Origin of the sequence: Stenotrophomonas sepilia (assembly GCF_003244875.1) — a bacterium.
Lineage (GTDB): Bacteria > Pseudomonadota > Gammaproteobacteria > Xanthomonadales > Xanthomonadaceae > Stenotrophomonas > Stenotrophomonas sepilia.
On the sequence record NZ_LXXZ01000008.1, the window covers coordinates 1 to 14,139 of the forward strand.

A 14,139-nucleotide genomic window follows, 5' to 3' on the forward strand; every position below is an offset into this window, starting at 1 on the left:
ATCGCGGAAAACTGTCGAAGGCGGGGTGGGGCCGGTTGCGGGGGCGTGAGCCGCATGGATGCGGCGACCGAGCTTACATGGACGTACTTGCAGCGTCCCCCGCAACCGGACCCACCCCGCCACCCCTCAGGAAACCCGCTTCTGCTGTTGCTTCGGCCGTTGCCGTTGCCCCTGCAGGTGCAGGGCTGCAAGCCCTGCCAAACACCCCTCAACCTTCGCAGTTGGCGAACACGTCGCGGTCGCGCTCGTACAGCGCCGTCTTAACCTGCATCAGGCCCAGCACCGACGGGAACAGGTTGTCGTGGTCTGTATAGGCCGCCGAACGCTTGCGCACGCACTGCAGGTCCAACCCACGGCTGCTGGCGAAGCCCGGCGAGAACCACATCGTCATCGGTACGCGGGTCTGCTCGGCCGGTGCGATCGCATACGGCACGCCATGCAGGAACAGGCCCTTCTCGCCCAGCGATTCACCATGGTCGGACAGGTAGATCATCGCCGTGTCGTAGTCCTGCATGCCCTGCAGCGTGCCGATGGTCTTGGTCAGGAAGTGATCGGTGTACAGCACGGCGTTGTCATAGCTGTTGGTGATCTCGTCGCGCGAGCAGCGGCCGATGTCACGGGTGTCGCAGGTCGGGGTGAAGCGGCGGAACGCGGGCGGATAGCGCTCGAAATAGGCCGGGCCGTGGTTGCCCAGCTGGTGCAGCACCACGACCCGGTCGCCGGGCTTGGCCCGCACCTGGGTGGCCAGGTCCTGCAGCAGGATCTCGTCCATGCAGCGGCCATCGGCGCACAGGCCGGGTGTGGTGGCGTCGGACAATGACTGGAAGTCCAGGCCCTCGCACACGCCCTTGCAGCCGGACTGGTTGTCACGCCACAGCGGCGCGATGCCGGCGCGGTTCAGTACGTGCAGCAGCGACTGGTGCGCACGGATCTTCTTCTCGTCGTAGTCGTGGCGGCCCCACGGCGAGAACAGGCACGGCAGCGAGACCTCCGTGCTGGTGCCGCACGAATGCATGTCCGGGAAATTGATCACGCTGGCCTGCGCCAGTTCCGGAGTGGTGTTGCGGCCACCGTTGAGGCCCCAGTTCTGCGCACGCACGGTCTCGCCCATGACGATCACCAGCAGGCGCGGCTTGCTGGCCGGCGCTCGCGGAGTGGCCTTGGCGTCGGTGCCGATCGGCAGCTTCGGTGCGCGCTGCACCGGGTTGTCGCCACGCAGCGCACGCGGCATGCCCAGCAGCACGTTGGCCGGGGTGGCGAGGTAACGCACTTCGCGCTGGTTGCGCATCAGTGCTGAAACATCCTGGAACGAGATCAACGCGCCGCCGACGGCGGTTACCGCGGCCACCAGCAGGAAGCCCAGCCGCCACAGCAGGGTGCGGCCCCAGCTGCGGCGACGCAGCTGCACGCGCCACAACACCGCCATCGGCAACACGGCCAGCAACAGTACCGGCCACAGCAGCGACACGGTCATCAGCTCGCGGCTTTCCTTGGGGTCCGTCGCCAGCACGTTGCGCAGCATGTCCGCATCCAGGTAGATGTGGTAGCGACTCATGTAGTGCGCGGCGAATGCGGTCACCAGCAGCAACAGGCTGATCACCACCTTGGCGTTCCAGCGCCAGACCAGGATGCCCAGCAGCACGCCGTGAGCACCCAGCAGCAACAGCAGCAGCGAAAGCGCGTAGCGCAGGCTGCCTGGATGGCTGGCCATCGCGCTGTGCCAGAACAGGCCATTGCCGGCCACCGCGAAGAACAGGCTGGTCAGCGCGATCAGCGCTTCGGTGGACAGCTGCGGCCGCCAGTGGCGCAGACCCGCAAGGGCGGGGAGGCGGGCGGGCCGTTGGACCGATGCGCTCATGCGTTTGCCTCCTGGCGGTTGGCATGGTTCAGTTGACGGTGTGTCAGGACGCGCTTGGCGATCAGATAGAGGCCGAGCGAAAGCAGCCAGCAGATCAATGCAGTGGCGACGTCATGCGAAAGGAAATGCGCACCGCGCAGCTGCTGGCCGATGCCGAACACCAAACCGGCGCCGAGGCCGATCCACAACCCGGCCCAGCGCCACGACGGGCGCCATAGGAGGGCGAAATAGTACAGGCACAGCCAGGCGTAGCCGGCACTGGCGTGCCCGGCCGGGAAGCAGGCCTGCGCGGCCATGCCAGCGGGGCGTGCGGTGAAAAGCCCGATAAATGGCTGGTGGCCGCCGTAGCGCAGCAAGTCCCAAGGGCATTCCATCGGCACCAGTGACTTCAGCAGGGAGATCACGCCGGTGCCCAGCGCCAGGGCAAGTACGACATAAAGCAGCGCCCACCGCAGGGTGTGATCGCGTCCTTTACGCCAGTGGTGGAAGCACAGCAGGATCGCGACCAAGGCCGCTGACGTGCTCAGCCATTTGCCGGCCTTGTGCACCACCGTGCGGGTGATCCAGGCGTCCTGTAGCACCCATCGGCTGCCCTCAAGGCGGAACAGGTGATCGGCCACCCACTGGTCGCCGCCGAACCCCATCAGCAGCGCAAACACGGGCAGACCGATTGCGACAGGCAGCCAAAAGTGAGTTACGGCGAATCTTGACGCCAGTGGCGATGTCGCAAGCGGCGCGATCGAATCAAGGGGACGAACGGGCATGCTGAGGGAAGGCGGGTTCGGGAATCCGCAGCCATGCTCGTCACCTGCATGTCGGAGAAGGGTCGGACGCTCGTTCGCGCCGGGTTAATGATTTCCCCGGCACGAGTCAACGTTCAGTCTTCTTCGGCGGTCGAGCCGGCCCGTTCGGCGTGGCATTGCGGGTCCCAGGCCGTACCGGGAAGCAGTTGCCAACGATTCCTGTTGGCCATGCCGATGTCGATCACCTTGGCCCGGTCCACGCAGGGACTCATCGCCTCGTCCAGCACCAGCAACCAGCGCTTGTCCGGCGCTTCGGCGAGCCACGGGCCGGCATCGTGCCATTGCTCGGCCCAGGGCCGCTTGAAGCCGAACTCGCGTACCGGGCGGTCAGCCTGCAGCAGGTTCTGCTCGCGCCAGGCGACCAGCGCCAATTCGGCGTCCGGACCGATCCGCGCGCCGACGCGGCGCATCAGCGCCGATGCCGATGCGTAGGGATCCAGTGCCGGGATCAGCACCAGGCCGTAGAGCATCCACAGCATGCCGTGGGTCAGCAGCACCAGGGTCGTGGCGCGGCGCACCCGCAACCAGACGGCCAACGTGGCCAGCGCGATGGCGAAGGTCAGCAGGCCATCACCCAGCACCGGCAGCAGCGTATCGGGCATGGCCCGGCGCTCCAGTTGCGCCAAGGCCCACGGGTGCTCGGTCATCAGCATCGCGCCGAGCACGCCGGTGGCCAGCATCAGCACCACGCTGTAGCCGAACAGATACCGGCGCACGCACAGCCGGCGCAGCAAGCCCGGCAACAACGGCGCAACCGCCAGTGCCATCGCAGGCAGCATCGGCAGCACATAGACCTCGCGCTTGCCCGGGCTGGCGCTGAAGAACACCAGCACCAGCAGCGCCCAACCCAGCAGCAGCCACTGCCGGCGGTCGCCCCGGCGGATGCGGCGCCACCACGGCTTGAACAGCAGCGGCAGCAGCAGGCTGCCCGGCAGCCACAGGGTCAGGATCACCTGCAGGTAGTACCAGGCCGGTTGGCGATGGTGCCAGGCGTTGGCATAGCGGGTACCGGTCTGCTTGAACAACAGCTCATGCGCGTAGGCCTGCAGTTCGGCGCTGGGCGTGTGCAGCAGGGCCCAGCCCAGCGGCGCAAGCCACACCGACACGCCCAGCAGGAAGGCCGGGATCAGCCACAGCAGCGTTGCCGGGTGGGGGCCGTCAACGCTGCGCCCGCGGCGACGCTGGTACAGCCACCAGCCGAACCACGGCAGGACCATCAGCAGCGGCAGGAAACCCACGCCTTTGGTCACCGTGCCGAGGCCAGCGGCGAACCCCGCCAGCCACAAGGCAGCCAGGTTGCGGCGTTCGCACAGGTGGCGCATCAAGCCCCACAGGGCCACCGTGGTCATGCCGACCAGCACCATGTCGATCTGCGCGCGCTTGGCCATCAGGCCAAACTGCAGGGTGCAGAACAGCGCCGCCAGGGCGTACAGGGAATGCCGCGGTGACCACAGTCGGCGTGCCAGATCCGACACCAACCACAGGCTGAGCAGGGCGCCCAGCAGCGATGGCAGCAGGAACGACCACTGCCAGCTGCCGACGATCTCGTAGGCCGCCGCCTGCAGCCACATGAAGACCGGTGGCTTCTCCGCATACAGCTCCACGCCCCGGTGCGGCAGCAGCCATTGCCCACTCTCGACCATGGTGCGGGCCGCCAGCACGAAGCGCGGCTCGTCCGGTGGCTGCGGCTGCCGAAGGCCGATCCCCGCTGCCAGCGCAGCAACGATCAACAGCCACAACAGGGGCAGGCGCCAACGGCGGGGCAGGACTACGGGCACGGCAGGCTCCGGGAGCAAAACGGCCATTCTGAGGTGGCGGGGGTTGGAAAAGCGTCAGAGGAGGCCGGGGCGACCGCATTCCGACATGGGCAGCGCTACCATGGTACGAAGTTCCGTGGATGTTTCGTGCATGCGTCTGTTGGTGATCGAGGACAACCGCCAGCTGGTGGCCAACCTGTTCGACTACTTCGAGTCGCGCGGGCACGTGCTCGACGTGGCCCCGGACGGCATCACCGGCCTGCACCTGGCCGGCAGCCATCCCTACGACGCGGTGATCCTGGACTGGATGCTGCCGCGCATGGAGGGGCCGGAGGTGCTGCGTCGCCTGCGCGCCGAGCAGGCTTCGGAGGTGCCGGTGATCATGCTGACCGCGCGCGACGAACTGCCGGACAAGATCACCGGCTTCCGCGCGGGTGCCGACGATTACCTGACCAAGCCGTTCGCCCTGCCCGAGCTGGAAGTTCGGCTGGAGGCGCTGCTGCTGCGTGCGCAGGGCCGGAACCCGCGCAAGCGCCTGCAGGTGGGCGACCTGGTGCTGGACCTGGCGACCCTCGAAGCCCAGCGGGGTGGTCAGGTGCTCCACCTCTACCCGGCCTGCCGGAAGCTGCTGGAGGTGCTGATGCGCGCCAGCCCCGGTGCGGTCACCCGCCAACAGCTGGAGTTCGCCCTGTGGGGCGACGAGCCACCGGATGGTGACCTGCTGCGCTCGCATGTCTATGAGCTGCGCCGCAGCGTCGATGGTCCGTTTGCCGACAAGCTGATCCACACCCTGCCGCGGGTTGGTTACCGCCTTGCGGTGACCGCGGCCGCCGATGCAGGCAAGGATGATGATGAAGGCGCGTAGGCCGGGCCCGCTGTACCGGCGCGTGGTGTGGTGGTTGCTGGGCTACCTGGCCCTGCTGTCGATCGCTGTGTTCAGCGTCGGCAACTACGTGCACGAACACGCCGAACATGCCGCCTGGCGTGCGCTGCTCAACTCCGAACTGGACAGCATCGTCGAGCACGTCGAGCATGAACCGCACTATCGCTGGCAGGATTCGGACACGCTCAGCCTGTACCGCTTCGATGCAGTCAACCTGCCTGACAGCCTGCGTACGCTGCATCCGGGCCTTCACGACGGCGTGATGATCAAAGGCCGGGAGACGGCGGTGATGGTGCGCGAGACCCGGTCGATGGGACGGGTCGCGCTGGCGCTGGACATCTCCGACTTCCATGACCTGGAGCAGTTCGCCACGCGCTGGGTGATGCTGGCCGGGGTGATCATGATCTTCGTCACCGTGCTGATGGCGTCCTTCGGCATGGAACGCATGGTGCGCCCGTTGAGCCTGCTGGCCCAGCACATCGGCGCATTGCGGCCGGGCGTTCAGGGCCAGCGCATCGAGGTCGACCCGCGCGGCAGTTCCGAGCTGCACACCATCGCCGATGCGCTGAACGACTACCTGGACCGCAACGAGCAGTTCGTCGAGCGTGAGCGGGTCTTCATCAGTACCGCCAGCCACGAACTGCGCACGCCGATCGCAGTGATGACCGGTGCAGCCGAGCTGGCGCTGGAGCAACCGGGCCTGCCCGAACGTGCCCGCCAACAGATGCAGCGGGTCCTGCGCACGGCACAGAGCGTGGAGCAGCTGATCGAGCTGCTGCTGGTGCTGGCGCGTGATCCTGCGCGCCTGGCCGCGCGTGCCGAGCGCATCGCACTGGACCAGCTGCTGCCGGAGATCGTCGACGACCATCGCCACCTGCTCGGCGACAAGGACCTGAGCATCGGCATCCAGGCTGCGCCGGTGGATATCGTCGCGCCGCTGGCGGTGGTGCAGGCGGCGATCGGCAACCTGCTGCGCAATGCCATCGAAAACAGCGGCCGCGGCCATATCGAGCTGCAGCTGAGTTCGTCGGCGGTACTGACCCTGCAGGACCCCGGGCATGGGATGAGCCCGGAGGAGATCGCGGCGATCCACGCGCGCATGGCCCGCGGCGAGCGTGCCGATCGAGGCAGTGGCATCGGCCTGGACCTGATCGCGCGGCTGTGCGAGCACCTGGGCTGGACGCTGCAGTTGCAGCCCCGCCAACCGCGCGGGACGCGTGTCACCCTGGACTTCGGCGCTTCGCGCCCCGCTTGATCGGACGGCCGACCTGCTCCGCGCTGCGGCATGACCCGACGTGAAGACAATGTTAATCTCGACCTGCGCCGCTTCATGCGGCGCTTTTTTTTCCCCGCTCCTTCGATCGACAGAGGATCCCATGCCGACCGAACCCGCTACTGCCCTGATCAGCAACGATATCGTTGGACTGGGCCTGATTGCCGCCACCCTGGCCCTGATCTTCTGGGCCGCCAGTGGTCCGACCCCGCTGTTGAAGAAGATCTTCGCCTGGGTGCCGGCACTGCTGCTGTGCTACTTCATCCCCGCCATCTACAACACCGCCGGTGTCATCGATGGCCACAACACCTCGCTGTACAACCCGGTCGCGCGTGACGTGCTGCTGCCGGCCGCGCTGGTCCTGCTGACGCTGTCGATCGACCTCAAGGGCGTCATCAAGCTGGGGCCGAAGCTGTTGCTTGTGTTCTGTGCCGGTACCGCTGGCATCATGCTCGGTGCGATCGTCTCCTTCCAGCTGATGAAGCTGATCCATCCGGAAACGGTGGCCGGTGATACCTGGGCCGGCATGGCCGCGCTGGCCGGCAGCTGGATCGGTGGCGGCGCCAACATGGTCGCCATGCGCGAAGTGTTCGGCACCGATGCCACCACCTTCGGGCAGTTCGCCGTGGTCGACGTGGCCTGCGCCAGCCTGTGGATGGCGATCCTGCTGTTCCTGGCCAACCGCGCGCAGCAGATCGACACCCGCAACGGGGCCGATACGCGTGCCATCGACGAGATGAAGGCACGCATCAGCGCCTACGAGGCACAGAACGCGCGCATTCCCAGCATGACCGACCTGATGGTGATCGTCGGCGTGGCACTGGGTGGCGTCGGCCTGGCCCACGCCATCGCCGCACCGCTGTCGGGCTGGTTCAAGGCCAACGTCAGCTGGGCCAGCCAGTTCAGCCTGGACAGCCAGTTCGTGTGGGTGATCCTGCTGTCCACGGCGATGGGCCTGGGCCTGAGCTTCACCCGTGCGCGCCGGCTGGAAGCCGCAGGCGCTTCGCGGTTGGGCACGGTGTTCCTGTACTTCCTGATCGCCTGCATCGGCATGCAGATGAACCTGCTGTCGCTGCTGGATCGGCCTTGGCTGTTCCTGCTCGGCGCGATCTGGATGGCCACGCATGTGCTGGTGCTGTGGGGGGTGGCCAAGCTGCTGCGCGCGCCGTTGTTCTTTTTCGCGATCGGTTCGCAGGGCAACATCGGGGCGGCCGCCTCGGCTCCCGTGGTGGCCGCGGCCTTCCATCCGACGCTGGCGCCTGTGGGGGTGCTGCTGGGGACGGTGGGCTATGCCACCGGTACCGGGTTGGCCTATGTCACCGGCCTGATCCTGAAGTGGATGGCCGGCGCCTGAGTTCTGACCGGACGTTCCTGTTGCGGGTTCGCGGCGTGCGCCGCGAACCCGCTCTGCCCGTGCAGGGCCGAGCACGCGCTCGGCCTTCTTTTGCCTGCGAAAAGACCGTCCCGGCCCTCAACAGCAGCGGCCACCATTGCGTCCGCCGTAGCGCGCTTCCTGGCGCTCGCGGAAGAACGTCTTGTAGTCCATCGGCTCCTGGTCCGGATGCTTTTCCAGCATATGCCGGACGTAGTTGTCGTAATCAGGAATGCCACAGCACAGTCGTGCGGTCTGCACCAGGCGCCGCCAGATGCGGCGGTGCGCCTGGTACTGGCCGGCGGGAACCAGTTGCGTACTCATCACAGATCCACCATTTCATGTGGCTTCAGCGCCACGTAAGGGGTCTCGCGGTCGCTGCGCTGCGGATTGCGGCGTGCCGCCAGGATGGTCTTGATCGAATACACCAGGACTGCGCCCACCACCAGCAGGAACAGCGCGGTCAGGCCGGTATTGACGTAGGCGTTGACCACGATCTGCTTCATCTGCGCCACCGACTTGGCCGGCGCCGTGATCGTGTCGCTGGCGAGTGCGGCCTGGAACTTGTGTGCCTGTGCCAGGAAACCCTGCGCCGGGTTGCTGTCGAAGATCTTGATGAAGCCGGCATAGGTGGTGCAGATCAGCAGCCACACCGCCGGTACCGCAGTGACCCACGCATAGCGGTCGCGCTTCATCTTGAACAGCACTACCGTGCCCAGCATCAGCGCGATACCGGCCAGCATCTGGTTGGAGATGCCGAACAACGGCCACAAGGTCTGGATGCCGCCGAACGGATCGACCACACCGGTGTAGAGCAGGTAGCCCCACAGCGCCACGCAGCCGGCGGTACCGATGATGTTGGCGGTCCACGACTCGGTCTTCTTCAGCGCCGGGACGAAGTTGCCCAGCAGGTCCTGCAGCATGAAGCGTCCGGCACGGGTGCCAGCGTCCACCGCGGTCAGGATGAACAATGCTTCGAACAGGATCGCGAAGTGGTACCAGAACGCCATCATTGCGTCGCTGCCACTGGGGATCGCTTCGTGCAGGATCTGCGCGATGCCCACCGCGAGTGTCGGTGCGCCACCTGCACGATGCAGGATGGTCGGCTCGCCGATCGCCGCCGCGGTCGCGGTCAGCTGCTCCGGCGTGATGGTGAAGCCCCAGGTGTTGGTGATGTAGTGCGCCGCCGACGCCGCATCGGCGCCGATCACCGCCGCCGGGCTGTTCATCGCGAAGTAGATGCCCGGATCGATGATCGAGGCCGCGACCAGCGCCATCACCGCCACGAACGATTCCATCAGCATGCCGCCGTAGCCGATGTAGCGCATGTGCGCTTCATTGGCCAGCAGCTTCGGCGTGGTGCCGGAGGAGATCAGCGCATGGAAACCAGATACCGCACCGCAGGCGATGGTGATGAACAGGAACGGGAACATGCCGCCTTTCCACACCGGGCCGTCGCCACTGGCGGCGAACTGGGTCAGCGCCGGCATCTTCAGTTCCGGCATCACGATCAGGATGCCGACGGCCAGCGCGATGATCGTGCCGATCTTGAGGAAGGTCGACAGGTAGTCGCGCGGGGCCAGCAACAGCCACACCGGCAGCACCGATGCGACGAAGCCGTAGCCGATCAGCATCCAGGTGATCTGGGTGCCGGTGAACGTGAACGCCGGGCCCCACACCGGGTCGGCGGCGACCTTGCCGCCGTACCAGATCGCGGCCAGCAGCAGGATCAGGCCGACCACCGAGATCTCGCCGATCTTGCCGGGGCGGATATAGCGCATGTACACGCCCATCAGGATGGCGATAGGCATCGTCGCGATCACCGTGAACATGCCCCACGGGCTTTCAGCCAGCGCCTTGACCACCACCATCGCCAGCACCGCCAGGATGATGATCATGATCAGGAACGCACCGAACAACGCGATGGTGCCAGGTACCTGGCCCATCTCTTCTCTTACCAGGTCGCCCAGCGAACGGCCGTTGCGACGGCTGGACAGGAACAGCACCATGAAGTCCTGCACCGCACCGGCCAGCACCACGCCCACCACCAGCCACAGCAGTCCAGGCAGGTAGCCCATCTGCGCGGCCAGGACCGGGCCGACCAGCGGGCCGGCGCCGGCGATGGCGGCGAAGTGGTGGCCGAACAATACGTGCTTGTTGGTCGGCACGTAGTCCAGGCCATCGTTGTTGATCACCGCCGGCGTGGCCCGGGTCGGATCCAGCTGCATCACCTTGTTGGCGATGAACAGGCTGTAGAAGCGGTACGCCACCAGGTACAGCGAAACCGCGGCGACGACGATCCACAGCGCATTGATGTGTTCGCCGCGGCGCAGGGCCACGGTGCCCAGACAGAAGGCGCCGAGCAGGGCGAGGACCGCCCAGCCTATTTTGGAAAACCCTTTCATGAGGTGCTCTCTCCCGGAAAGACAGTCAAAGAGTCCCGCGTGCCCTCGACAGGGTCAATTGGCACAGGACGAATCGGCGGTAGTACTTTGGTCGTACGCTTGTTGTGCTGACGTGCAGCGAACATCAGGGATGGAACAATCGGTTGCGGCGCCGTCCATTGGCGTGTGGCCGTGCGGCGTCCATCTTCAGTGGCATCCATCCAACAGGAGTCGCCATGAGCTTTCCCGAACCGGTCCGCGTGCTGCGGACCATCCGTGGCATGCCCACCTCCGACGGTGCCGGCGTGCGCCTGACCCGCGTCATCGGTGGCCCGACACTGCCCGACCTCGATCCGTTCCTGCTGCTCGATGAATTCGGCACCGACCGCGCCGAGGACTACATCGCCGGTTTCCCGGAGCATCCGCACCGCGGATTCGAGACCGTCACCTACATGCTCGACGGGCGCATGCGGCATCGCGACAACCATGGCAACGAAGGCCTGCTGACCCCGGGCAGCGTGCAGTGGATGACCGCTGGCCGCGGCCTGGTGCACTCGGAGATGCCCGAGCAGGAAAGCGGGCAGATGCGTGGCTTCCAGCTGTGGGTGAACCTGCCGGCGAAGGAGAAGATGACCGAGCCGAAGTACCAGGAGTTCGCGCCTGAGCGGATTCCCGTGGTGCACCCGGAAGCGGGCGTGGAGGTGAAGGTGATCGCTGGCACGGTCGATGGCACCCGCGGCCCGATCGTGCAACCGGCCACCGACCCGCTCTACCTCGACATCACGTTGGCGCCCGACCGTGCCTGGACCTATGCGCTGCCGGAAGGGCACAACGCCTTTGCGTGCGTGTTCGAAGGTGGCGTGACCGTGGGTGAGCAGGACGCCGCGCGCGACGTCGCTCGCCAGGAACTGGCGGTGCTGGGCGGTGGCGAGCAGTTGCACATCTCGGCCGGCAATGAAGGCGCGCGCCTGATCCTGGTGGCCGGCCGTCCGCTGCGCGAACCGGTGATGCGCCACGGGCCGTTCGTGATGAACACGCGGCAGGAACTGATGCAGGCCTTCGTCGATTTCCAGGAAGGCAAGTTCTGACGTAGTACCGGCCGCTGGCCGGCAACTGCCTCGCCTGGAGGCGGATCGGGGTGCCGGGCAGCGGCCGGCACTACCGTTGGATCGGGTCGCGCTGCGGGGATGCTGCCAAGCAGTCATCCCCGTCATCCTCAGCGCCCGGCGGCCACGGCCGACGGGGTCAGGCTCATGCCCTGCGCCAGCTGTTGCAGTGACCCCAGCTCCTGCGCGCTGTCCGGATACAGCGAAATCTGCGCGTAACGCCCCTTGTCGAGCTTGACCACGCTGATGCGCCGTTCGGCATACCCCGGCGGTTGCTGGCCGCCCAGGTCGGGCTGGTACCAGTACAGCGATTCACCGCCGAAGCTGCCTTTTTCCTGCCGCAGCGAGCGGTTCAGCGGAATGGACGGATCACGCGCGCTGAGCATCAGGCTCAGCACTTCGCGGCCATCAGGGGTGCTGGCGCGGCAGACCAGGAAATCGGCCTGCACCTGCTGTTGCCACTGCAGACCGCTGCTGGCCGGCAGCGAAGGACATTCGGACGGCGCCTGCGCGGCGGCCTCGGCCGCAGCGAAAAGCAGGCTCGACAACATGACAGGCACGAACTTCATGCATCCCCCAAGGTGATGAATTGGTTGGCTTCGCCAGCGGAGCCGGCGACCATGGCATCCCATCCCCGGACGCCACCCCATCCGGCATGTGCACGGACGGTCAACTCAACCTTAACGGAACGTGAGCGATCGCACAATTCGCGGTTGCAAGCGCAACCATTGCGGCCGACCGTCGGCCGCAATGGTTGCTGCGGGGATCAGCGGTCGTTGCCGATCCACTTGTAGATCAGGCCGCCAATCGCGCCGCCCAGCAACGGGGCGACCCAGAACAGCCACAACTGGCTGACCGCACCGCTGCCGGCGAAGAAGGCCACGGCCGTGGAGCGGGCCGGGTTCACCGACGTGTTGGTGACCGGGATGCTGATCAGGTGGATCAGGGTCAGCGACAGGCCGATCGCCAGCGGGGCGAACCCGGCCGGTGCCTTGCCGTGGGTGGTACCCATGATCACGATCAGGAACACCGCCGTCAGTACCACTTCGCACAGGAAGGCCGCAGCCACGCTGTAACCACCGGGCGACAGCGCGCCATAGCCATTGCTGGCGAACGCTCCGGCCTGGCTGCCGTCGATGGCGAAGCCACTGGCGCCGGAGGCGATCTGCAGCAGGATGAAGCCGGCCAGCAGGCCGCCCGCAACCTGGGCGATGATGTACGGCACCAGGTCCTTGGTCGGGAAGCGACCACCCGCCCACAGGCCGACGCTGACCGCCGGATTGAAGTGCGCACGGGAGATATGGCCGAACGCATAGGCGCCGGTCACCACGGTCAGGCCGAAGGCGAGCGCCACGCCGAGGAAGCCAATACCCAGCGGATTGCCGTCACCACCGAACTTGGCGGCCAGCACCGCACTGCCACAGCCACCCAGAACCAGCCAGAACGTGCCGAGGAATTCGGCGGACAAGCGTTTACCCATGCTCATGTGTTGCACTCCTTTGACGGTCGAAAGTGTGATTTATGTCACATTTCAATGATCAGCGGGTGACTGTAGCGTCAACGCCGGGTGCAGGAATACACCCTCGGCTGTGTGCAACACGCGATGCTCAGTACTGCGGCAGCGGGATGAACTCCTTGTCGTCGCCGGGGATGGTGCCGAAGCGACCGGCTTCCCAATCGTGCTTGGCCTGCTCGATACGCTCCTTCGAGCTGGACACGAAGTTCCACCACAGGTGGCGCGGGCCATCCAGCGGCTCGCCACCGAACAGCATCGCCTTTACCGGTGTCTTTGCGCGCAGGCGGCCGCGTGCGCCGGCTTCGGGGATGACCAGGTGCTGTGCGGGGATGTCCACGCCATCCAACTGCGCGTCGCCCTCAAGGATGTACAACGCGCGCTCGCGGTGGCCGTCGTCGATGTCGATTTCCGCGTCCGGGTCCAGATCGATCGCCACATTGAGCGTATCGGCGAACACTTTCACCGGCGATTCCTCGCCATAGGCGCGGCCAGCGATCACCCGCAGCCAGGCGCCGTTGCGGCGCTGCTCGGGCAGGGTGGCCGCGGCATGGTGATAGAACGCCGGCTCGATTTCCTCATGCGACTTCGGCAGCGCGACCCAGGTCTGCATGCCGTGGATCGGGTTGTCATGGTCGCGGTCCGGTTGCGGTGTTCGCTCGGAATGGGCAATGCCGCGACCAGCGGTCATCCAGTTGACGTCACCGGGACGGATCACCTGGTCCGATCCAAGGGTGTCGCGGTGGCCGATCGCGCCCGACCACAGGTAGGTGACCGTGGCCAGGCCGATATGCGGATGCGGGCGCACGTCGATGGCGGTGCCGGGGTGCATCAGTGCCGGGCCCATCTGGTCGACGAACACGAACGAACCGATGCTGCGCGCCTGCAGGGTGGGGACGGCGCGACGGACTTCGAGGCCGCCGATGTCGTGCACGCGCGGGGCGATGATGGTGGTCATGCGGGCGTTCTCGCTGGCAGGGATCAGGGGGCCAGCATCGCATGCAGCTGTGACGGGGACATGCCTCGTATGGGTAACAGGGTGTTCCAGCCAACGGCGCAGCCCCTCGTGGCTGGTTGCTTGGTCGCTGACGGCACAAGCACAAGCCGTGCTTGGCCGGGCGGGGTGGGTTCGCGGGGGACGCCGTGAATCCGTCCGTGGAGGCTTGGCCGCGGCATCCATGCCGCGGACA

At 66.5% G+C, this 14,139-nt stretch carries 12 protein-coding genes; 4 read left to right on the plus strand and 8 right to left on the minus strand.

Features of this window, described 5'->3' with window-relative positions; translation table 11 throughout:
* Positions 1 to 208: 208 nt before the first annotated feature.
* The 3 genes from A7X97_RS00755 to A7X97_RS00765 form a co-directional block, all read right to left on the minus strand.
* Positions 209 to 1,858 carry a phosphoethanolamine transferase gene (locus tag A7X97_RS00755; RefSeq protein ID WP_088497634.1) on the minus strand — a complete coding sequence of 550 codons (1,650 nt, stop codon included), beginning with the start codon at positions 1,856 to 1,858 and terminating at the stop codon, positions 209 to 211.
* The gene (locus A7X97_RS00760) at positions 1,855 to 2,622 is read right to left on the minus strand and encodes a phosphatase PAP2 family protein (protein ID WP_088497635.1); all 768 of its coding nucleotides are present in this window, start codon (positions 2,620 to 2,622) and stop codon (positions 1,855 to 1,857) included. Before A7X97_RS00760 ends, A7X97_RS00755 begins: the two co-directional genes overlap by 4 nt.
* Positions 2,623 to 2,735: 113 nt before the next feature.
* Complete coding sequence (locus tag A7X97_RS00765) at positions 2,736 to 4,439, minus strand: ArnT family glycosyltransferase (protein WP_072169172.1); 1,704 nt, start codon at positions 4,437 to 4,439, stop codon at positions 2,736 to 2,738.
* A 130-nt stretch (positions 4,440 to 4,569) separates the two neighbouring features.
* Between A7X97_RS00765 and A7X97_RS00770 the strand changes: the two genes are divergently transcribed.
* The 3 genes from A7X97_RS00770 (at position 4,570) to A7X97_RS00780 (ending at position 7,928) form a co-directional block, all read left to right on the plus strand.
* On the plus strand, positions 4,570 to 5,283 hold the full coding sequence (locus tag A7X97_RS00770) for a response regulator transcription factor (RefSeq protein WP_072169171.1): 714 nt from the start codon (positions 4,570 to 4,572) through the stop codon (positions 5,281 to 5,283).
* Positions 5,270 to 6,556 carry a sensor histidine kinase gene (locus tag A7X97_RS00775; RefSeq protein WP_088497636.1) on the plus strand — a complete coding sequence of 429 codons (1,287 nt, stop codon included), beginning with the start codon at positions 5,270 to 5,272 and terminating at the stop codon, positions 6,554 to 6,556. The genes A7X97_RS00770 and A7X97_RS00775 overlap by 14 nt, the downstream gene beginning before the upstream one ends.
* 121 nt (positions 6,557 to 6,677) lie before the next feature.
* Complete coding sequence (locus A7X97_RS00780) at positions 6,678 to 7,928, plus strand: DUF819 family protein (protein WP_072169169.1); 1,251 nt, start codon at positions 6,678 to 6,680, stop codon at positions 7,926 to 7,928.
* Positions 7,929 to 8,045: 117 nt separating this feature from the next.
* On the opposite strand, the gene A7X97_RS00785 is transcribed toward A7X97_RS00780, so the two are convergent.
* Together A7X97_RS00785 and A7X97_RS00790 are read right to left on the minus strand one after the other, a co-directional pair.
* Positions 8,046 to 8,270, minus strand: coding sequence for a YbdD/YjiX family protein (locus tag A7X97_RS00785; RefSeq protein WP_005410613.1), 225 nt, complete (start codon positions 8,268 to 8,270; stop codon positions 8,046 to 8,048).
* Positions 8,270 to 10,351, minus strand: coding sequence for a carbon starvation CstA family protein (locus A7X97_RS00790; protein WP_005418274.1), 2,082 nt, complete (start codon positions 10,349 to 10,351; stop codon positions 8,270 to 8,272). Before A7X97_RS00790 ends, A7X97_RS00785 begins: the two co-directional genes overlap by 1 nt.
* 215 nt (positions 10,352 to 10,566) lie before the next feature.
* On the opposite strand from A7X97_RS00790, the gene A7X97_RS00800 reads away from it, so the two are divergent.
* Positions 10,567 to 11,418, plus strand: coding sequence for a pirin family protein (locus A7X97_RS00800; protein ID WP_111007453.1), 852 nt, complete (start codon positions 10,567 to 10,569; stop codon positions 11,416 to 11,418).
* Positions 11,419 to 11,546: 128 nt separating this feature from the next.
* On the opposite strand, the gene A7X97_RS00805 is transcribed toward A7X97_RS00800, so the two are convergent.
* The 3 genes from A7X97_RS00805 to A7X97_RS00815 all read right to left on the minus strand — a co-directional run bounded on the left by A7X97_RS00805 (position 11,547) and on the right by A7X97_RS00815 (position 13,907).
* The gene (locus A7X97_RS00805) at positions 11,547 to 12,005 is read right to left on the minus strand and encodes a hypothetical protein (RefSeq protein ID WP_088497637.1); all 459 of its coding nucleotides are present in this window, start codon (positions 12,003 to 12,005) and stop codon (positions 11,547 to 11,549) included.
* Positions 12,006 to 12,202: 197 nt separating this feature from the next.
* Positions 12,203 to 12,922 (minus strand): aquaporin Z, encoded by a 720-nt coding sequence (gene aqpZ, locus A7X97_RS00810; RefSeq protein WP_088497638.1) that lies wholly within the window; start codon positions 12,920 to 12,922, stop codon positions 12,203 to 12,205.
* A 121-nt stretch (positions 12,923 to 13,043) separates the two neighbouring features.
* Positions 13,044 to 13,907: a pirin family protein gene (locus A7X97_RS00815; protein WP_005410608.1), complete on the minus strand. Its 864-nt coding sequence runs from the start codon at positions 13,905 to 13,907 to the stop codon at positions 13,044 to 13,046.
* Positions 13,908 to 14,139 lie beyond the last annotated feature (232 nt).

Coding starts and splice junctions, on each gene's coding strand:
- aqpZ (WP_088497638.1), bottom strand. CDS start 12,922: ATGAGCATGGGTAAACGCTTGTCCGCCGAATTCCTCGGCACGTTCTGG.
- A7X97_RS00760 (WP_088497635.1), bottom strand. CDS start 2,622: ATGCCCGTTCGTCCCCTTGATTCGATCGCGCCGCTTGCGACATCGCCA.
- A7X97_RS00775 (WP_088497636.1), top strand. CDS start 5,270: ATGAAGGCGCGTAGGCCGGGCCCGCTGTACCGGCGCGTGGTGTGGTGG.
- A7X97_RS00770 (WP_072169171.1), top strand. CDS start 4,570: ATGCGTCTGTTGGTGATCGAGGACAACCGCCAGCTGGTGGCCAACCTG.
- A7X97_RS00805 (WP_088497637.1), bottom strand. CDS start 12,005: ATGAAGTTCGTGCCTGTCATGTTGTCGAGCCTGCTTTTCGCTGCGGCC.
- A7X97_RS00780 (WP_072169169.1), top strand. CDS start 6,678: ATGCCGACCGAACCCGCTACTGCCCTGATCAGCAACGATATCGTTGGA.
- A7X97_RS00800 (WP_111007453.1), top strand. CDS start 10,567: ATGAGCTTTCCCGAACCGGTCCGCGTGCTGCGGACCATCCGTGGCATG.
- A7X97_RS00790 (WP_005418274.1), bottom strand. CDS start 10,351: ATGAAAGGGTTTTCCAAAATAGGCTGGGCGGTCCTCGCCCTGCTCGGC.
- A7X97_RS00755 (WP_088497634.1), bottom strand. CDS start 1,858: ATGAGCGCATCGGTCCAACGGCCCGCCCGCCTCCCCGCCCTTGCGGGT.
- A7X97_RS00785 (WP_005410613.1), bottom strand. CDS start 8,270: ATGAGTACGCAACTGGTTCCCGCCGGCCAGTACCAGGCGCACCGCCGC.
- A7X97_RS00815 (WP_005410608.1), bottom strand. CDS start 13,907: ATGACCACCATCATCGCCCCGCGCGTGCACGACATCGGCGGCCTCGAA.